We start from the raw sequence: 19,774 nt of genomic DNA, 5'->3' as shown, positions 1-19,774 counted from the left end.
CTGCAGTACACTTCGAATTCAAGCTTCTTAAGTCAAATACAAAGTACCATATTTAAAAAATGTTGGTTACAAAGGTATTGGTGAACAATGGACTAATTTCCCCCTTGATTCTAATACATTCTTCCACTATTTTGCATTTAGGACACCCTGAATATTTTTCCATATTTATAGTCTACTAGAACGGGTAAATTAATTATAACAATATAATAATATCTGGAGGTGTGCAAAATGTTGGTTTTTCTTGTACTAGCCTTAATTATTGCCTTTATAGCCTTTTTGATATTATCCATTATTGGCTTTATCAAGAAGAATGGGAAAGGTAAAAAGAATTTAATTCTAGCGGGTGGCTGCTTTCTAGCTTCCTTTGTTTTTCTTATCATTGAATCCATTGTAAACCCTATTCCTATGGAAATCAGCCTGAATGTAACAAGTGAAATACCTGAAGAAGTGAAAACTACTCAGGATACTATCACTATTAAAGGTACTGTAGAACATGCTGATCAATTAAAGGTTAATGGTAAAACTGTAACTATCAAAGAAGACAGCTTTTCTACTGATGTGGTACTTGAGGAAGGAGAAAACCCAATTGTCATTTATGCCAATAACGAAGAGTATAGTAAAGAGTTAAAGTATGAAGTAGTGAGAGCGTATCCACCTATCGATTTGAATATTTCATATGATAGTCATATAGAAGTGCCTTCTTATACTTTAAAAGGCACCGTACAACCTGGGGCAACCGTCATATTAAATAAAGATGGCACAAAAAATGGAGAAGTTACCGCTGATGCAAATGGCACATTTTCCTTCAAACTTGATACAAAAGCTGAAGGTACCTACAACTATGTTGTAGATGCTAATAAAGAGGGATATACAGAAGAACATTTGAACATTTCCATAAACAGAACAATCCCTAATATTCCTCTTACTGTTACAAATGATAGCCAGATACAAGCACCTTCCTATACGATTAAAGGTAAAACAGAACCTGGTGCAACAGTAACGATTATGAAGGATGAAAAAAAGCTGGATCAAGCTACTGCCGGAAAAGATGGGACTTTCTCCTTTAATGTAAATACAAAAGAAAAAGGTGAATATAAATACACCATAAAAGCTACTAAAGAAAATTTCAAGGAACAAACAAAAGAAGTGGCTTTTACAAGAACCTTATCAGCAAAAGAAGAAGCACAAGCTAAGAGAGCAAATGCTAAAACCATTAGTTTTGACAAGCTGAATAAAAACCCTGACCGCTACAAAGGTGAATATGTAAAATATAGAGGTGAAATTGTTCAAATAATGGAAAGTGATGGAATGACTGCAATTCGTCTTTCTATTACTCCAACCTCTTACGGCTGGTCTGTATCTGATATTATTTATGTAGCTTACCTCGGTTATACAGATTTTGTTGATGAAGACGTTGTCACTATTTATGGTGAAGTAAACGGTTCCTTTACTTATACATCTCAAGCAGGATGGGATATTACACTCCCACTAGTAATTGCAGATTCCATTGAATAAATAAGAGAGAGCCAGGTGGCTCTCTCTTGTCATTGCATTCATTACATATCTAATTCTGTAAAAGCATATGGCACTAATTCTTTTAAAGTCAATTCTTTACATTCTTTCTTTGCATTCGTTAAATAAACTGGCATGTCAGGAGAACAAAATTCAACTAAAACCTGTCTGCAAATACTGCAAGGCGGTAAATAATCCTCTGTGGCCCCTGAAATAGCTATCGCCTGAAAATCACCTTTTTGATAACCTTTTGTAATTGCCGTAAAAATGGCTGTTCTTTCTGCACAGTTTGTTGCACCAAAAGATACGTTTTCAACATTTACACCATTGATAATACTTCCATCTTTAAGTAAAAGGGCAGCCCCAACAGGAAATTGAGAATACGGCATATAAGCATTTGATTTTACAGCACGGGCACTTTCCAATAATGTTTCTTTATTTACCATCTAGATCATCTCCAATTACAATAAATTGAAAAGACACTCATTTATACGATTGTACCAAATTAATAACGATATTTTCTTCTTGTCACTAAAATGATTATAATTGCTGGCAATGTAAAAATAGCCATTCCGGCAAAAGAGAGTCCTGGAGAAATATCATATAAAAATCCTCCTGCCAGTGTCAATATCGCTGTGCTAAAACTCATAGCAAAAGCCGAGTATACACCTTGTGCATTGGAATTTTGCTCTTTTGGCAGCGAGTTTGTTATATAAAGGATAAATGCATAATGTGCCAAAGCAAAGGATAGTGCATGCAAACTCTGCGATAACATGAAAATCCAAACATTCGGGAATACAGCTACCAATAACCAGCGCAGAGTTGATCCAGCAGCAGCTACCAATAATAAAGAAGATGGCTGCCATTTTCTAAACAGATGATCAGCCTTCGCAAAACAGATGATCTCAAAAATAACAGCAATATTAATGATCATACCGATATAGTATGTGTTTACACCTAAATCCTGTAAATAAATATAGCCATAATTATAATAAGATGCGTGAGCACCCTGAAGTAAAAATACGATTAGCAAAACAATTGAGAAGCTTTTAATCTTCCATAAGCTGCTCATTTTCATTGTATTTTTACTTTCATTTTTGATCGGTTTTTCAGTTAGTATATCCGGGCTAGGTAAAATATACTTGATAAGCATTAAAACAAGCATGAACATCATTGCCCATAAAATCCCACTATCCCCAAAATACCCAGTAACCATACTAATTACTAGCACAGAGACAATGAATCCAAGAGAGCCATATGAGCGAGCTTTTCCATATGCCCCATCCCCCTGTCTCATTAAAATACTAGCAGTACCTTCCACTGCGGGAAGTAAAGTTGGATAAAAGGCACTAAAAATAAGAGTGACAACAAATAGGGAAGTAAATGATGTCGATGGTATATATAGGATTGTCACTGCTAATGAGCAGATAATTAAAAGGAAAGCGACTTTATGAGCACTCCAGTATCTGGAGGCGATTGGATAAACAAAGAGCGCTGATAGCCCTCGTACCACCAATCCAAATCCCATAATTAAGCTTGCTTCTGATACTGTCAATCCTTTTCCTTGTACAAGATAACCTGTCCAATAAGGTAAAAATATACCCCATGTCATAAAAAATAAAAAAAAGTTCTGTGAAAACCAACGCGGATTGTTCATTCTTTCTCCCTCCATACTTATTGCATCATAGCATGTTTCACGCTTACAATAATGTGAGATATCTCATATTTTTTTAATAATTTGGAGGAAAAAAGTGCAGATTTTATCTGAACCATTGCGCAGCCAATATATTGATTTAAACAGTATCCAACCCTTTTCCAGTGTCTCGATAAAACCATTTATTCAAGTCCATGAATTTGAGCGTGGTGAATTCATTTACAAAGAAGGTTCTATACCAGAGTATCTATACCTTATTGTTGAAGGGAAAGCGAAACTATATATCACGCTTGAAAACGGAAAAGTATCTCTCCTTAATTTTATTGAAGCACCGTCACTTATTGGCGAACTCGAATTATTGGGAGTAGAGCAATATTCTATAGGGGTCCAAACATCAACAAAAACGGTCTGTTTAGCTATTCCCATGCATATATGTAAAAATCAATTATTAGAAGATCCGGTTTTCCTGAGGCATTTGTCCATATTTTTAAGCAAAAAAACACATTATCTTTCATTTAAATCTGTCCAAACTCAAATTTATCCGCTCGAAAATCGGTTAGCTTCATTTATTTTAATGTCAGCTGAAAATGATTTTTACAAAGAAAAACACACAGAAGTCAGTGAATATTTAGGAGTTTCCTACCGTCACTTATTACATGTTGTCTCACAATTCTGTAAGGGAAATCTTATAAAAAAATATGATCGTGGCTATATCATTTTGGATAGGGAGCGGCTTCAGGAATTAGCTAAAATTGATTAATGATACATATGTTGTCCAATTCACTGCCTAAGTAAAAAAAGCTAATCTAAATGATTAGCTTTTTTCATTACATTATCTTTAATAATTAACAGGCTTATTCCCCAGTTTTAGCAAACCAATCAATCCGATCCCTTATCTCATCGCGTACCCTTTGGAAGAATGCCCATTTTTCTTCCTCACTTCCTTCCGCTTTTGCCGGATCATCAAATCCCCAATGAACTCGTTTTACTCTGGGCGGTGTTACTGGGCAATGTTCATCTGCATGCCCACATAAAGTTACGACCAAATCTGCATGATTTAAAATATCCGGATCAATCACATCTGAAGTGTGATTAGTTATGTCTATATTTACTTCCTGCATCGCTTTCACTGCATTCGGATTTAATCCATGGGCTTCAAGTCCAGCACTTTTGACATTCCAGTCAGGCAGGATTTCCTTTGCCCACCCTTCCGCCATCTGACTGCGACACGAATTACCTGTACATAAAAAATAAAGTGTTTTTTTCTTTGGCATTAAATTATTCCCCCTGATTGAACTTTTGTTCAGACGTTTCTACTTTGTTCCTATGGAAGTATTTCTTTTCCCAGCGCAGTGCTACACTTACAAGTGCAATCAAAACAGGAACTTCCACCAATGGACCGATAACAGCTGCAAAAGCTACGCCGCTATTAATCCCAAACATAGCAACCGCAACTGCAATTGCCAATTCAAAGTTATTACTCGCTGCTGTAAAGGATAACGATGCCGTTACAGGATAGGATGCTCCTGCTTTTCTTGAAGCAAAAAATGATACAGCAAACATGATTAAAAAGTAAATGAGCAATGGTATAGCAATTCGAATGGCATCCAATGGGAGTTCAACAATTTTATCTCCTTTTAAGGAGAACATCATCACAATCGTAAATAATAAAGCAATAAGTGTAAGAGGAGAGATTTTAGGTAAAAAAGATTCTTGATACCACTTTTCCCCTTTTAATTTTAATCCAATGAATCGTGTTGCCATTCCTGCTATAAAAGGAATACCTAAATAAATGAGAACGCTTTTTGTAACTTCCCACATCGAAATGACAACAGTAAAATTCTCCAACCCAAATACGCCTGGCAAGATATTTAAGAAAAAGTAGGCAAATGCCGAATAAAATAGAATCTGAAATACAGAGTTAAAAGCGACAAGTCCAGCTACATATTCTCGGTCCCCGCGAGCCAGATCATTCCAAACAATAACCATAGCTATACAACGCGCAAGACCAATCATAATCAGGCCGGCCATATACTCAGGATAATCATGTAAAAAGATAATTGCTAAGAAGAACATTAGAACCGGACCGAGCAACCAGTTTTGGAATAAGGATAGCAATAATACCTTCCAATCCTTAAATACACGCCACATCTCTTCATACTTCACTTTTGCCAATGGCGGATACATCATTACAATCAATCCAATAGCAATTGGAATGGATGTCGTCCCTACGGACATAGTATCTAACATTGTTTTAAAATCAGGTACTAACAGCGCAATTAAAATACCCACTGCCATGGCTGCAAAGATCCATACCGTTAAATATCGATCTAAAAAAGACAGCCTTTTCGTCACACTTTTTTCTGCCATCTGGTTCTCCCCCACTCTTTGTTGATTTAACAATCTGATGAACAGCATTTCACACTAATTGGCTCCAGCTGGTCAATGATTGCCTGAATATACGGCTGTTGAGTTTCATTTAGGCGAAAATGTTTCCATGTGCCTTTTTTTCTTTCCAGAATAATTCCTGCATCTTTCAACTTTTTCACTTGTTGGCTGACTGCAGGCTGGGAAATTTGAAGAACATCCACAAAATCACAAACACATACCTCTCCCTTTTTCAGACAAGCCAATAATTTTAACCGATTCGGGTCACTGACTGCTTTTAATTGCTGAGCCATTTGCTCAATTGTATTCATATATACCTCCTTTATATAACCAAACGCTTATATAAGACATTACTTATATTATATGACTTAATAATTAAAATCAAGAAAATAAAAAACAGTAAGATAAAGTATCACCAGCTTACTGCTTCAACTTTCCAAAACCATAAGTAAAATCTCTTCTCGACTAGCAGTATTCTTATTAAAAATATCCACCTATACCAATAACCAGGTAAAACACAATGATTCCTGCTATCTTTGCCTTTGACTCTCTACTTTTAATAAGCAAAGCTGCACAAAGAATAGTAAACAGTATATAGGCGATTAATCTTAACTGCCCCGTATAGGGACCCATATTATGTAATAGAAAAACAATGATTGATATAAAGGCAAGTAGCCAATAAAACCATTTTTGTAATAAACTCAAATTACCGTCCCCTTATATGTTATTAGAAATACTCCTCAATCACGATATTATGAGTTCCGTCTTTTTCTTATCTTTACTATAGATCTTTTAGTATCATTTAACCCTTTCTTCAAGAGGTAGTTTAATATTTTGATTCTCTGTTTACCCTATTAGACTTTTTTCTCATAACCACTGCCCTAGTTGTCCTTATAATATATAAAACCAGAAACAAAGATTTCCATCTACAAACTTTATAACTACTAACCCATCCGTTTGCTTTTTTGACGAAGAATTCTACCATCAAAACTCATTTATTCGATTTTCCACTTTAATAAATAGCATATAACTAAAATATCTACTAATAAAACAAAAATAGTACGAGTAAAAGAATGATAAAAAAAATATAATTTACACATTGAAACCAAATCATAAAAGAGAATTCCGCAGATCTAACAAAGGAAGTCTCATTTGCTTTACTTAGGATTTTATAGAATTATCTGGTTATCTTAAATATGTAAGCGGTTTAGACTATCAGATAAAAGTATTAGAAATAATACGTTTATTTTTATAAAAATATTGTGTTAGGAGTGTTCAACATGAATAATCAACATACTACTGATACAGAAAAGAATGGACAGTTTCCATGGATGGACAAGTCATTGTCACCACGTGAGCGTGCTGAAAAGCTTGTAGCTGCAATGACATTGGAGCAAAAAATTGCCCAACTTCACGGCGCCATGAATACGATTAATATTTATGATATGCCATCTATGGATGAAATGAATGCCATGAGCCCTGAGGAACAAGATCGACTTATGGCCCAAATCCAGGTACAGCGCCATGTAAAAGGTATTGAAGAGTTAGGAATTCCACGTTTTCGTATTACCAACGGCCCTGTAGGCGTAGGTATGGGTGACGGACACCCAAGTCCACCAGCTACAGCATTGCCAATGTCCATCGGTGTTGCGGCTGGCTTCGATCCTGAGCTCGCACGTGAGTACGGTAATATCATTGGTTCTGAAACTGCAACACTTGGCCAGCATGTACTTGAGGGACCAGGTGTTTGCTTACACAGAACGCCAATTGCCGGACGTAACTTTGAATATTTTTCAGAAGATCCATATCTATCCGGAGTGATGGGCGTCGAGATTACCAAAGCTATCCAAGAACACGATGTTATCGCCATGGGTAAGCATTATGTGGTTAACGACCAGGAGTACGAACGTTTCCGTACGAGTGTTGAGTTGGATGAGCACGTATTGCGCGAGCTTTACCTGCTACCGTTCGAAATGTTGGTAAAAGACGGTGATATCGCTGCAATCATGAGCGCATACAACCGTGTTCGTGGTGTATACGCAACCGAAAACCGCTATATCCTTAACGATATTCTGCGTGACGAGTGGGGCTTCCAAGGTTACGTACAATCAGACTTCTGGTCATGTCGCTCTGCTGCCGCATCATTGAACGCTGGTATGGACCATGAAATGCCTGACGCTAAATGGTTAAACGAGACGAACGTCAAGAATGCACTCCAGGATACTAGCCTCGAGATTGAAACTGTTGACCGTGCATTGGTTCGCCGCTATACGCAAATGTTCCGTTTCGGTCAATTCGAGCGTCCTTACAATCCTGGTGAGATTGATGCAAAAGGCCATGGCGCCATTTCTCGTAAAATCGGCTCGCAGGCTGCTGTCCTTCTGAAAAATGAAGGTGAAATGCTTCCACTTGATCCGAAAGCTTATGACTCCATCGTAATCATTGGTCAATCTGAGTACGTGGATGACGCCTGCAACGGTGGTGGCGGTTCATCCAAGGTTACTCCGCTCTACACGGTACCACCGGTAGAAGGCATGCAAAATGTCCTTAAAGGTCTTGGTTCACACACGTCAGTCAGCAAGGTTACTGTCGCTAAAGATCTTTCAAATCTTGACGAAGCCAAAGAAGCTGCTGCTAAAGCTGATATGGTTATTCTAATGGCCGGCTTAGTTGCCTCTGAAGGTTTTGATTTACCTAGTCCAAACATGCTAAATGATCAGAATCGTATGATCGAAGAACTATTGGATATCAACCCGCAAACGGTTGTAGTCATGAAAGACAGCAGCCCTGTCATGATGCCATGGATCCAAAAGGCTAAAGCTGTTCTTGAGGCATGGAACCAAGGTACTGAAGATGGTCACGTCGTTGCCGATTTACTCTTTGGCGTTGTAAATCCATCCGGTAAAGTTCCTACCACATACGCAGCTTCTGAGGATGATCTTTTGTACGCAGGAAGACCTGAGCGCTATCCTGGTACAGATGAAGGCAATGGCTTCCCAGTTATCCGATATTCTGAGGGCCTTAACATGGGTTATCGTTGGTTCCAATCCCAAGGAATTAAGCCATTATTCCCGTTTGGATACGGTCTATCCTACACATCCTTTGAGCTTTCCGGATTCTCAGTAACACCATCACAAACAGATGGCAAATCCCCTATTACGGTAAAGGTGACCGTAACCAACACAGGAAAAGTTGCTGGAGCTGAGGTTGTTCAAGTATATCTAGGTATTCCTGTCCAAGGACAGCCACCTAAACGTCTTGTTGGTTTCCAAAAAGTTTACCTAGATCCTAATGAGTCACGTGAAGTTAGCATCACGATTGACCCAACTGCTACGAACCATCCAATGGGTGTATGGGACTACTACGAACACGATTTCGTGGTGAAACCTGGCGAGTACACTGTATATCTTGGTACATCCAGCGAAGATACTCCATACAAAGAAACAGTAGTCGTTGAATAAATAATATTAATTAATAGTTAGAAGGATTGAATCAACAATAGGATTCAATCCTTTTTTCTTGCTCTTAAAATAAGTTTTCCAAATGGAAGTACTCTATTAAAGGCTTTTTTCTTCCCTCGTTATGCCATTTATGATATTCTTTCAAAACTTGTTTGGGGTCATTATTAGCAACCTCTTCAACCAAATACTTTACTGCAAGAAAGCTTCGCCAGTAATCGAACATAATACTTGTTAAACTCCCTTGATAACTGTCACTTCCGAACTCCTCTAACGAATGGTTACCATATTTGTGCTTAAACAGACCCATCAATTCTATCTCAATATTTGTAATCTGCTTATTTTCTGTATCAGTTAGTAAGTATTTTAAGTACTCACACATTCCTTCCTCAAACCAAATACTGTTCTCTCATCATCAAATTCATCCAAAAACAAATCGGAGTGATGGATTAATTCGTGTCCAAGTATAGTTAATATATGGTTTTCAGACATATTAGTATAGAAGTCTTCTATTTTAGAATGTTTCTTTCCCTCTAATTGTGTAAGAAATAACCTCCTCCAGCTTACCAAATCAGGAGAAAGATAAATGAGATCTTTATTTGTAAAGGCTGGGATCGGTATATTGGAAAAAACAGTTGTGGCTAGTTCATCTGTTGTCCATACAACTCCTTTTGGCAATTCTTTGAGCTCATAATGATTTACTAATTCAAGCTGATAGCCTTTTATGTTTTTTGGAAAACCTCTCAATCAAATATTTGTATTCCTGAAAATCCTCTTCTTTCTCAAATGCAAATATATGCTTCAACACCAAAGACTCCCTCTACTATAAAATTCAAGTTAAACTTTGATATTATTTTAAATGAATTTTCTGTAAATAAATAGAAATAAGAAATCCTCTTATTAAATTATTTTGTTGAGGGAAAATCAGGCGCTATGATTATAATGTGTAAGAAGGAGTTGCCTTTTCCGTATTCAGAGCATAATAATTCGGTTGGAAGTCCCTTTATTCACTGGATGAGGAAACATTAGAAGATGTCCACGTGACTAATAAATAGAGCCAAAAGTGGGATAGAAGATTTGATAAAAAACCCCTTGCAAGTAAGCAGGTTTAAATTAGGGATTATTCAATCACTGTGCTATACTTAGCCTACCATTTGCTATACAGTTTCATTCTTTTGTTGTCTAAGCTCTATTCATTTCTTGAATAGGGCTTTTTTATTGCGCAAATTGATTTAAAAACAAAAAAAGACCCTGCATATGCAGGGTCTTTCATTAGCTCTTATTAAGCTTTTTGAACGTTTGTAGCTTGTGGGCCACGTTGTCCTTGTTCTACTTCAAACGTTACACTTTGACCTTCGTCTAAAGATTTGAAACCTTCGCTTTGGATAGCTGAGAAATGTACGAATACGTCTTCTCCGCCTTCACGTTCGATAAATCCAAAACCTTTTTCTGCATTAAACCATTTCACTTTACCTTGTTCCATAATTGTTGCCTCCTAGTGTGGATGTCCACACAATGTGTTACTATCCCTGCTCAAATACCTTAGACGAAAATCAAAATCGCTTCTCAATCTGAAACCGAACAAAAATAATTCTTCTTAAGAATAACAGGTAATTCCAATAATAGCAAACTATACGACCTCACCTTTTATAATTGGATATTTATCTATGATGCAATATATACTCTGAAACATTCAAGATGAACAACCACATGATATAACCCGTTTCGCAGAAAAATATAATTTGCCTGCGACGGAGAGAGGTTATCCTAAAAATAAGTGGTGATACCTCCTCGACCAATGGTGAGGGGGTATTCTCTAATGGTTAAGACACCAATAACGAGGGAAAAAGCCACATTTCCTTCGGCTAAGATAATGGTTTACTCTCATTCTAAGGGAATTTAAACAGATTCATCCCCTAGTCTGACTTAATCTTGAGATTCAAAGTAATCCTGTATAAAATATATTCTCACCAATGATCATTCCCATGTAGAGTATATATAGACATCTTGTTCATTAATAGGAAAGGTAGATATTGAAAGAATTAGAAAATTCCAACCGATTGTTTGTCGTGCCGATTATTGCTATTTTAATATTAGGGATTATTTTTATGACAGCCGTATTGCCAATGGTGAAAATGGAGACTTATTCTTTAGCCATGAAGTCATTAATAGTTTATAGTGTTGTTCTTCTTAGGGTGCTATTCGTGGCACTTATATTAGTTTGGATATCAATAATTTAGTAGAAAAAACAGATACGAAATATTCATCATAATAAATCCAGCCATTTTGCGCTTTTGCCAAAATGGTTTCTTCATGAAATAAAAAGGAAGGTAGAAAAATGGGATTTTCATTGTTTGGACCATATCATATTGCATGGCTCATTATAATAACGTTGACCGTTATCAAGGTTAGTAAGCATTTCAATAAATTAGATGCCAAAAGTCAGAGTATTGTACAACAAAGAATCGCATGGTTTATTTTATTATTTGAGATAATTAAGAATATCTATTTGATTAACAGAAATGAATTTACAGTTGACTATCTACCGTTTGAATTATGTAGTTTTGCGATTTTTGCGATTTTATATCATGCCTATACAAATAGCTTAATAATTGGTGAAAAGCTCTATAACTTATTCTTACCTGGTGCAATTGCAGCTTTATTATTTTGTAACTGGACACATCGCCCGATTTATGAATTTATGAGTTTATTTAGCTTTATTTTTCATTTTGCACTTGTTATGTATTGTGTCATGGTGTTATACGCTGGGATTGTAAAACCAAATAAAAAAAGAATAGTAGGTTCAGTCCTATTTTTAGCTGTGACAGGATCAATTATCTATCCATTAAATAAAATATGGGATACAAACTTTATGTTTTTAAATGTCCCCTCACCTGGTTCCCCACTTGTTCCGCTTGAAAAGGTACTTGGGAATCCCGGGTACATATTTGGTTTAGCTTGTATGATTGTTATTTTATGGGTTTTGATGTATTTACCATGGAATAAGCTTCAACGATTAAAAGAGACTAATGATTTCTCAACTCATTAAAATCGTTACTTCTTTTACTAGGTAATTTTTTTATTACTCGTTAAATTCATATAAAATTTGGAGAGTTGGAAATATGCCCGTGATTAGGGATTTTTGTTGACCAAATTGAATAAAAAACAAAAAAAGATCCTGCATATGCAGGATCTTTCATTAGCTTTATTAAGCTTTTTGAACGTTTGTAGCTTGTGGGCCACGTTGTCCTTGTTCTACTTCAAACGTTACGCTTTGACCTTCGTCTAAAGATTTGAAACCTTCACTTTGGATAGCTGAGAAATGTACGAATACGTCTTCTCCGCCTTCACGTTCGATAAATCCAAAACCTTTTTCTGCATTAAACCATTTCACTTTACCTTGTTCCATAATTGTTGCCTCCTAGTGTGGATGTCCACACAATGTGTTACTATCCCTGCTCAAATACCTTAGACGAAAATCAAAATCGCTTCTCAATCTGAAACCGAACAAAAATAATTCTTCTTAAGAATAACAGGTATATTTAAAAATAGCAAATAATACGACGCTCAACATTAATAATAAGATGTTTATCCGTGTGCAATATACTGCTTGGAAATGTTCTAAAGCTAAAAAGCCAGTGGTCTCTCGCTCTGACTCCTGATTGGTTAGCTGCTCATCACTAGAGGATAGTTGGACCTATATGGGATGTCGACTAAATATATAAATAGTGGCGATCGGCCATCGGAAGAAGTGATGAAGGAAATTCTATTAAATATGTTTAAAGAAGGATTTTCAGTAGATTAGTGACTGCATCGTAAAAAAATAATACAAACAATCCCTTTACAATTAAGTAGGTTTAAATTAGGGATTATTCAAGCACTGTGCTATACTTAGCCTACCATTTGCTATACTAGTTTCATTCGTTTGTTGTCTAAGCTCTATTCATTTCTTGAATAGGGCTTTTTTATGGACCAAATTTTTTATAAACAAAAAAAGATCCTGCATATGCAGGATCTTTCATTAGCTCTTATTAAGCTTTTTGAACGTTTGTAGCTTGTGGGCCACGTTGTCCTTGTTCTACTTCAAACGTTACGCTTTGACCTTCGTCTAAAGATTTGAATCCTTCGCTTTGGATAGCTGAGAAATGTACGAATACGTCTTCTCCGCCTTCACGTTCGATAAATCCAAAACCTTTTTCTGCATTAAACCATTTCACTTTACCTTGTTCCATAATTGTTGCCTCCTAGTGTGGATATCCACACAATGTGTTACTATCCTTGCTCAAATACCTTAGACGAAAATCAAAATCGCTTCTCAATCTGAAACCGAACAAAAATAATTCTTCTTAAGAATAACAGGTAATTCCAATAATAGCAAACCATACGATCTCACCTTTCATAATAGGATGGTTATCCTTGTGCAATATACTGCTTCGTAATGTCTAAAGAATTATGGAATCATTTATGGAGTTAGTAATTGAGAAGGATTTCAAGGATATTACTATAAAAGACATTACGCAACGAGCAACTGTTAATCGCGCAAATTGGAAACAGTCATCAGTGAAGATGTGTTGCAGGGAATATTAAAAGATGTAACTTCACATGAAGCATTTACACCCAAAATTGAAACTATCATAAAAGAAGAACTCGCAAGGGTATTTAAAGATTTATTAAAGAAAAAGTACCCCTCTTCGTCAAATGAAAAAGCAGACTTGCATAGCATTATGATTAGTTGGAGCCTATATGGAATGTCAACTAAATATGTAAAAAGTGGAGACCGTCCATCTGAAGAAGTGATGAAGGAAACTTTTGTTACCTTATTAAATGTTTAATGAAGGATTTTTAAGGAAGCTAGCAGTTATTGTATTCATAAAAAAGATTAGAAAAATACTCCCTTTGCAAGTAAGCAAGTTTAAATTAGGGATTATTCAAGCACTGTGCTATACTTAGCCTACCATTTGCTATACAGTTTCATTCTTTTGTTGTCTAAGCTCTATTCATTTCTTGAATAGGGCTTTTTTATTGCCCAAATTGAATAAAAAACAAAAAAAGACCCTGCATATGCAGGATCTTTCATTAGCTCTTATTAAGCTTTTTGAACGTTTGTAGCTTGTGGGCCACGTTGTCCTTGTTCTACTTCAAACGTTACGCTTTGACCTTCGTCTAAAGATTTGAATCCTTCGCTTTGGATAGCTGAGAAATGTACGAATACGTCTTCTCCGCCTTCACGTTCGATAAATCCAAAACCTTTTTCTGCATTAAACCATTTCACTTTACCTTGTTCCATAATATGTTGCCTCCTAGTGTGGTTGTCCACACAATGTGTTACTATCCTTGCTCAAATACCTTAGACGAAAATCAAAATCGCTTCTCAATCTGAAACCGAACAAAAATAATTCTTCTTAAGAATAACAGGTAATTCCAATAATAGCAAACCATACGACCTCACCTTTCATAATAGGATGTTTATTCGTGCGTAATAGTAGCAGAACCATCACCACAACCTATCGTCATATAGTAGCATCCTCTAATACCTCGTTCACATTCCCTATCCTCATCCTCTAAAAAAGACATCAAATATAAAGCACAGCTCAAATACCATCCGTTTTCCTAACAAAAATAGCTAATGATTGAGTAAACCTATTAATAAAAAATAAGCTTGGGATATCCCAAGCTTATAGATCTTTAACGAAGAACTATTCTCTCGTTCATCTAGTTTGTCTCAGAGTTAAAAGTGTTACTCCCCTACCATTCCATCATTATCGTTATCGCGCATATAAGGATATAACCAATGGTCACTCGTTATGGGCATACTGAAACCTGCATCTTTTGCTTCTTTAATTGTCACTTGTCCATTACCATTCACATCAACACTAGAAATATCACCTTTCGTGTTTGAACTAGTTGAACTACTAGAATTACTTGAACTAGTTGAATCAGAAGGCTTACTTTCTGTTAAACCGAGCGATGCGTTTACTTCATCAGGGTTTACATTGTCAAATTTATCCACAATCTCGTTACCCCTTATAGTATAGGAATACTGGTAATGGGAAGGGACCTGTGTTTTCGTATTCGGATAGGTGATAATTGCTTCGAAATTAGTAGCTCCACCCGCACGACGAATCGCATCTTCCATATAAGCTTGGTCACCATGTCGGTTGAGTGTACTATCCTGCGGGGTAATATTATAAGCATTCGATACCCCGCCGAGAGAATCAGCGATGATATGTCCTTCATCTAAATTATCACTCTCAACACCAGGAACTTTCGCCTCATCAGAGTAGTATCTTCCAGATGATGTTACAGGTTCGCTACGATCATCTTGCAGAATAATTTCGTCAGCAATGACCCGCACTAATTGGCCGTATTCATTCGTAAATGCCCAATATTCACGATCCCCAAAGCCAATGTCAACGACAACGTTAGCTTCACGATATCCAGACAAATCGCCACCATCAACTTCAATCCGTTTGTATCCTGAGAACCGTTCATCCTTTGATTGGTTTTTTGTTTCCTCTATTACCGGTTCATCAACTACTTGTTCCTCTACTGCTGGTTCATCACTAACCGTAGGGGTAGTTTCTTCTTTTTCTTCTTTTTGACTATTTTCTTCTGTATTAACTGTGGTTACTTCTTGTGATTCTTTTTCTACATCTGTAATAGATGTATCATCAGCATTCGAACAACTCACCAAAAAGATAATCGTTAAAAGTGAGATTATATAGTTTATTTTCTTTTTCATTCTAGGACTCCCCTATAATTAACGTTAATAACATGTAAGTAAATATTTTATCACATAATACTATTCTATTTTTACTTTCGTTTTCATTTGCCTTTCATTTCCACGATTTTTGATTTAGGATTCGCTGCATATAAATTAAATAAAGAAAAATAAATCACAACAAAAAAACGCACGCAGATTTCATATGCGAAATATTGTGCGTTTTGGCTGGATATTTACTAATATGTGGCTCACGAGTAATCCCAGCAAGAGAAGTCCAATTAACAAAATGTTCTTCATCTATCTCTTCCTATTGAATGGCATTTTTAAGAATGCAGCTCCATTTTCCAGATTTATCTATTAAAATAATTATAAAGCCTGCTTGAAATAAAGCAATATAAAAACAACTACCTCAAAATTTTAAATAATATTCTTTATAAATAACAAATTTACGGTAAGGTTATTTCGAAATACCAGTTGAATTAAAGTTATGTGGATTATAAGAGGAGGATGAGCAGTATGAACAGTTGGCGAACGGCTAAAGGATTTGGATTGGTTCTGTTCCTTCTGCTAGGGAGCCTGTCCTTTCCCACTACGGGAGAGGCTTTGAGCTGCGCGAAACCTGAACGTGCGGAAAAAGCTTTCAAGAACGCCGATTTCGTATTTAAAGGGATGGTAAAGGAGCAAAAAGGAGACAGTTACATTATTCAAGTGGACATGGTCTATAAAGGGGACCTGAAACCAAGGGCTAAAGTGAAAGACATGATTGGAGATTGGTTACAAGAAACCCTCAAAGAAGGCGGAAACTACCTCATCTACGGACATAAAAAAGGATTACACATTGAGGTTGATCCGTGCGGACGAACAGATGAATGGCCGAAGCTGACAACGGACGTGGAAAAGTTTCCAAACGGGGAACTGGCAGATTATGATGCAGATGACTTTTTAGAATATACCCGAAGCCGCGATCAAAGAATTGCTGGTACCATTGCAGGATTACTTCTCTTGTCAAACGTGTGGATTTGGCGAAGGAAACGAAGATAAACCAGCAATAGCTGGTTTTACTTGCTCAACCCTCCTGTAATGTTCCATTGAAATCTTTAGACAAAACAACTCCAGTCTCCCTTCTTCTAAGAATCTTCCTTGCTTAATTGATACAGCCACAATCTCACCAAGAAGAAGGAGATATTAAATGTAAAGAAATATCCTCTAAGCGGATTAACTTCCTTGATGACCAAACAGAGCAGTAGATTTTAATATGATGTGAAACCTGTAAGGTTTAGCATTAACCATGTAGGGGGAAATGTTGATGAACAAATGGTTGAAATGGGTTATCGGAATCTTATTGATTTTTACCGTTTCAGGGTGTTTTGCAGAGGATTATGATGTGGGGCTTCCAAGCGCTCGTTTAGAAGTAGGCGAGATGGATGGCCTCCTAGCATACCCGTTAACCGAAGCCAATATCAGCTGGAGCTCGTCGAGTGGCGAAGTAAAGAACGTTGTGTTAGATATTGAAGAATTCGGTCCTAATCAGAATAAAATATTTGCACATCCCAACCAGGAAGCCAGGATTGACATTATTGAAAATGAGGAAAATAGCGGAAGCAGTGGGGCCAGCTGGCCAGACTCCATTGCCGTCACATTGTGGAAAAATGGGGAAGATACCGATCTCGATGTGAATGAAGACGGGGAATTCACCTTCCCTAATACCGAAGGAACCTTCGTAATGGAAGTGATTACGAGAAACTCATCAAATAAGGCTCAGTATGTCGGATATGTCGAAATAAAAAAATAGATACCGAAACCAATTAAGTTAAAAGGTCAAAAAATCGTTTTATTACCATTAGATAACTCATTCAATTTCGAAATATTATACTTAACAATAAAAAGGAAGCCAATCGCTGATTGGCTTCTACTTTAACACACATATGAACACTAGAAATTACTCTCATGAAACGGAATCGTTTTTTTCGTGATCTACCTGGCGAATTGGAACCAGGTCACGCAGAACCCACCGAGTCTGCTTTGACCATGAACTGGTTTTTCCCTGTTTGATCAATGGCGTACCATATCCAGGTTCACCTCACCCCGCTCCTCATAGTCGGGTTTACCGGCCAAACCTGCAATACAGGATCATTCGTAGCAAACATTATCCATAAAATTAACAGAAATGAAGTTTTCACCTTTTATTTTTCACACTTTATCTATAATTAGTTTCATAATCTTATGCAAATCATCTTCTGCTATGGATGGATAATGCCTGTAACACCTAACAAAAAGAGTAGCAAAACTACTACTCTAGTCAAAAAAATTATTCTATTACTCTAGATTATCTATTGCATATTGAGCTTCTTCTGGAGTGAATTTTTCTCCATATTCAGAAACTAATTGGTCATATATAGCGCTTTTTGACATATCCATATCATCAGCATAAGAGTTTGCTTTCTTTAATGCATTTGCATTCCAATCAAATTCAAGATTATTAATAGCATATTGAGCTGCATCAGCAGGGAACTGTTCTCCATATTCAGAAACTAATTGGTCATATATAGCGTTCTTTGACATATGCATGCTCTCAGCATACTGTTCTGCTTTTTTCAATGCAGAACTAAATTCTCTTGAAACACTTACTTTTTCAGTTTTTGCTTCTTCTTTCGGTTCTTCTTTTGCTACTTCTTTAGTAGTTGTTTCTTCTTTTTCTTGTTCTTTGTTTTTAGTGTCATTAACTACACTTGTTTCTTTTACATCAGAAGAATCAACGGCCTTACTCTCCTCATTTTCTTCAGAAGTACCCACTGCTATAATCAATATGATCGCAATTAACCAAACCCACCATTTTTTATAAAATGGCTTTTTCTTCTTTTCTACTGCCCCCACTATATACACTCCTTTATACTTTCTATACAAACCACTTTAGCATATTTTTACTTTATTTACCGATGTTTGTGCTATTTTTCACAATTTATCCATTTGTTTTATCACAAGTATGGTGGCGTACTGGAATACAAGCTTTCTTATGTCACAAATGGAGAGCAGCACTCCTATATTAAAAGAAAAATAATATGAAAAAGTTTATGGCTGTGAATGAATATTTTTAAATAAAGCAAAATTAGGAAAGAGAAATACTGGTTATCCCTAACTGCAAAAAAAGCCAATCTTGGATTGGCTTCTTCTCATCACTCACACATACTTCCGACTCACACTCTTCCCATCATAACTAAACAAAATTCCCTTACCTTCCAACACCGTTTCCATATGAACCGTTCGTCCCCATAAATAATGCATATGCGGCAAAACTTTCTCTAGATATTTTACATCCAGCTCAATATCCTCAAACCAATGCTTCAGGTAAAGTTCCCCATTTTTTAAATAGTCCCCGTCATTCACCGTAATATACGGGAACCCTCCATTGACCCGCATGCCGACAAGCTGATCTCGTACCGCTTTCCATTGCTTATCGACAATCTTATAGTCGCGCCCTTTTTTCTGAAATAGATACATATCCTCGCGCATGACTAAATCCTTTGTGAGGTAATTACGGAGAAAGGAGATATCCGATTCAATCTCCCGCACTTCAAACATTTTCTCACGGCCTGAATTTGGTTTAACCCCTCGCCTTTTCATCTCTTCGTCTGGGTTGTTATACCTCTCTTCAATATCCTCAAACATCTTGATGCCCAAGTAATAAGGGTTAATGCCTGTTCTTGACGGCTGCACCACACCTGCATTGAGCTTCGCAAATTCGATCGATTCCCCGCTTGTTAAATCAAGTTCACGGAGAATGCGTTGGTGCCAGTAGCTCGCCCAGCCTTCGTTCTCCTAAGGATCTTCATTAATGGCGCTATTTATAAACATTATTTCTAATAAAAGAAGGTGCTTTTAAACTGTCTCTGTTATTCCATTAACGCCCCTGTTCGTATTATAAGGTTGACCAAGTTATTGGTTGACCTTTTTCTTTTAGGTCTAGAATACTAGAGGTAGCTGGGGTAGAACGACCGCCCCCGTGGGATTCCATCCCGACAACTAAACCGTTCGCCCCCT

Annotated in this window: 21 protein-coding genes and 1 pseudogene; 7 read left to right on the top strand and 15 right to left on the bottom strand. The window is 36.7% G+C overall.

What is annotated here, in order from left to right; all coding sequences use genetic code 11:
* The first annotated feature begins 228 nt into the window (after window positions 1–228).
* Entirely contained in the window at window positions 229–1,515 is a 1,287-nt protein-coding gene (locus FHY47_RS12540; protein WP_148630802.1) for an Ig-like domain-containing protein, read from the top strand.
* Window positions 1,516–1,556: 41 nt separating this feature from the next.
* Here FHY47_RS12540 and FHY47_RS12535 read toward each other — a convergent pair whose 3' ends face one another.
* Together FHY47_RS12535 and FHY47_RS12530 are read right to left on the bottom strand one after the other, a co-directional pair.
* Window positions 1,557–1,958 (bottom strand): cytidine deaminase, encoded by a 402-nt coding sequence (locus tag FHY47_RS12535; RefSeq protein ID WP_066102130.1) that lies wholly within the window; start codon window positions 1,956–1,958, stop codon window positions 1,557–1,559.
* Window positions 1,959–2,017: 59 nt separating this feature from the next.
* Window positions 2,018–3,169 carry an MFS transporter gene (locus FHY47_RS12530; RefSeq protein WP_139891540.1) on the bottom strand — a complete coding sequence of 384 codons (1,152 nt, stop codon included), beginning with the start codon at window positions 3,167–3,169 and terminating at the stop codon, window positions 2,018–2,020.
* Window positions 3,170–3,263: 94 nt separating this feature from the next.
* On the opposite strand from FHY47_RS12530, the gene yeiL reads away from it, so the two are divergent.
* On the top strand, window positions 3,264–3,926 hold the full coding sequence (gene yeiL / locus FHY47_RS12525; RefSeq protein ID WP_148630800.1) for a transcriptional regulator YeiL: 663 nt from the start codon (window positions 3,264–3,266) through the stop codon (window positions 3,924–3,926).
* 94 nt (window positions 3,927–4,020) lie between these two features.
* Here the strand turns inward: yeiL and arsC are convergent, their stop codons facing one another.
* From arsC to FHY47_RS12505, 4 genes are all read right to left on the bottom strand, one after another.
* Entirely contained in the window at window positions 4,021–4,440 is a 420-nt protein-coding gene (gene arsC / locus FHY47_RS12520) for an arsenate reductase (thioredoxin) (protein ID WP_139891542.1), read from the bottom strand.
* Window positions 4,441–4,444: 4 nt separating this feature from the next.
* Window positions 4,445–5,536 carry an ACR3 family arsenite efflux transporter gene (arsB, locus tag FHY47_RS12515; RefSeq protein WP_066102138.1) on the bottom strand — a complete coding sequence of 364 codons (1,092 nt, stop codon included), beginning with the start codon at window positions 5,534–5,536 and terminating at the stop codon, window positions 4,445–4,447.
* Between the two features lie 26 nt (window positions 5,537–5,562).
* Window positions 5,563–5,865 (bottom strand): ArsR/SmtB family transcription factor, encoded by a 303-nt coding sequence (locus FHY47_RS12510; protein WP_066102141.1) that lies wholly within the window; start codon window positions 5,863–5,865, stop codon window positions 5,563–5,565.
* A 169-nt stretch (window positions 5,866–6,034) separates the two neighbouring features.
* The gene (locus FHY47_RS12505; protein WP_066102144.1) at window positions 6,035–6,259 is read right to left on the bottom strand and encodes a hypothetical protein; all 225 of its coding nucleotides are present in this window, start codon (window positions 6,257–6,259) and stop codon (window positions 6,035–6,037) included.
* A gap of 575 nt (window positions 6,260–6,834) precedes the next feature.
* Between FHY47_RS12505 and FHY47_RS12500 the strand changes: the two genes are divergently transcribed.
* Window positions 6,835–9,015 carry a beta-glucosidase family protein gene (locus FHY47_RS12500; RefSeq protein WP_148630798.1) on the top strand — a complete coding sequence of 727 codons (2,181 nt, stop codon included), beginning with the start codon at window positions 6,835–6,837 and terminating at the stop codon, window positions 9,013–9,015.
* A 64-nt stretch (window positions 9,016–9,079) separates the two neighbouring features.
* Here FHY47_RS12500 and FHY47_RS19275 read toward each other — a convergent pair whose 3' ends face one another.
* The 3 genes from FHY47_RS19275 to FHY47_RS12490 all read right to left on the bottom strand — a co-directional run bounded on the left by FHY47_RS19275 (window position 9,080) and on the right by FHY47_RS12490 (window position 10,495).
* On the bottom strand, window positions 9,080–9,394 hold the full coding sequence (locus FHY47_RS19275) for a hypothetical protein (protein WP_262366014.1): 315 nt from the start codon (window positions 9,392–9,394) through the stop codon (window positions 9,080–9,082).
* Window positions 9,379–9,759, bottom strand: a complete 381-nt coding sequence (locus FHY47_RS19270) for a hypothetical protein (RefSeq protein ID WP_262366013.1) — start codon at window positions 9,757–9,759, stop codon at window positions 9,379–9,381. Before FHY47_RS19270 ends, FHY47_RS19275 begins: the two co-directional genes overlap by 16 nt.
* A gap of 535 nt (window positions 9,760–10,294) precedes the next feature.
* Window positions 10,295–10,495, bottom strand: a complete 201-nt coding sequence (locus FHY47_RS12490; RefSeq protein ID WP_066102150.1) for a cold-shock protein — start codon at window positions 10,493–10,495, stop codon at window positions 10,295–10,297.
* Window positions 10,496–11,350: 855 nt separating this feature from the next.
* Between FHY47_RS12490 and FHY47_RS12485 the strand changes: the two genes are divergently transcribed.
* Window positions 11,351–12,061: a YwaF family protein gene (locus tag FHY47_RS12485; protein ID WP_140461111.1), complete on the top strand. Its 711-nt coding sequence runs from the start codon at window positions 11,351–11,353 to the stop codon at window positions 12,059–12,061.
* Window positions 12,062–12,220: 159 nt separating this feature from the next.
* Here FHY47_RS12485 and FHY47_RS12480 read toward each other — a convergent pair whose 3' ends face one another.
* A complete protein-coding gene (locus tag FHY47_RS12480; protein WP_066102150.1) occupies window positions 12,221–12,421 on the bottom strand; it encodes a cold-shock protein in 201 nt (66 codons plus the stop codon).
* A gap of 622 nt (window positions 12,422–13,043) precedes the next feature.
* Entirely contained in the window at window positions 13,044–13,244 is a 201-nt protein-coding gene (locus FHY47_RS12475) for a cold-shock protein (RefSeq protein WP_066102150.1), read from the bottom strand.
* A gap of 312 nt (window positions 13,245–13,556) precedes the next feature.
* On the opposite strand from FHY47_RS12475, the gene FHY47_RS12470 reads away from it, so the two are divergent.
* On the top strand, window positions 13,557–13,844 hold the full coding sequence (locus FHY47_RS12470) for a hypothetical protein (RefSeq protein ID WP_066102166.1): 288 nt from the start codon (window positions 13,557–13,559) through the stop codon (window positions 13,842–13,844).
* A 254-nt stretch (window positions 13,845–14,098) separates the two neighbouring features.
* Here the strand turns inward: FHY47_RS12470 and FHY47_RS12465 are convergent, their stop codons facing one another.
* Window positions 14,099–14,299 (bottom strand): cold-shock protein, encoded by a 201-nt coding sequence (locus FHY47_RS12465; protein WP_066102150.1) that lies wholly within the window; start codon window positions 14,297–14,299, stop codon window positions 14,099–14,101.
* 450 nt (window positions 14,300–14,749) lie between these two features.
* Window positions 14,750–15,754: a DNA/RNA non-specific endonuclease gene (locus FHY47_RS12460; protein ID WP_066102169.1), complete on the bottom strand. Its 1,005-nt coding sequence runs from the start codon at window positions 15,752–15,754 to the stop codon at window positions 14,750–14,752.
* A gap of 498 nt (window positions 15,755–16,252) precedes the next feature.
* Here FHY47_RS12460 and FHY47_RS12455 point away from each other — a divergent pair, with 498 nt between their 5' ends.
* Together FHY47_RS12455 and FHY47_RS12450 are read left to right on the top strand one after the other, a co-directional pair.
* Window positions 16,253–16,777 carry a hypothetical protein gene (locus tag FHY47_RS12455; RefSeq protein WP_148630796.1) on the top strand — a complete coding sequence of 175 codons (525 nt, stop codon included), beginning with the start codon at window positions 16,253–16,255 and terminating at the stop codon, window positions 16,775–16,777.
* A 265-nt stretch (window positions 16,778–17,042) separates the two neighbouring features.
* Window positions 17,043–17,528 (top strand): hypothetical protein, encoded by a 486-nt coding sequence (locus FHY47_RS12450; protein WP_077247977.1) that lies wholly within the window; start codon window positions 17,043–17,045, stop codon window positions 17,526–17,528.
* 524 nt (window positions 17,529–18,052) lie between these two features.
* Here FHY47_RS12450 and FHY47_RS12445 read toward each other — a convergent pair.
* Entirely contained in the window at window positions 18,053–18,610 is a 558-nt protein-coding gene (locus FHY47_RS12445; RefSeq protein ID WP_066102175.1) for an Ltp family lipoprotein, read from the bottom strand.
* 303 nt (window positions 18,611–18,913) lie between these two features.
* Window positions 18,914–19,549, bottom strand: a pseudogene (locus tag FHY47_RS12440) (SpoVR family protein); the annotation flags it as partial.
* Window positions 19,550–19,774 lie beyond the last annotated feature (225 nt).

The organism is Bacillus sp. E214, assembly GCF_008087365.1.
Classification (GTDB): Bacteria; Bacillota; Bacilli; order Bacillales; family Pradoshiaceae; genus Pradoshia.
The sequence above is the reverse complement of the archived record's forward strand: the minus strand, read 5'-3'. Positions and strand labels throughout refer to the sequence as shown.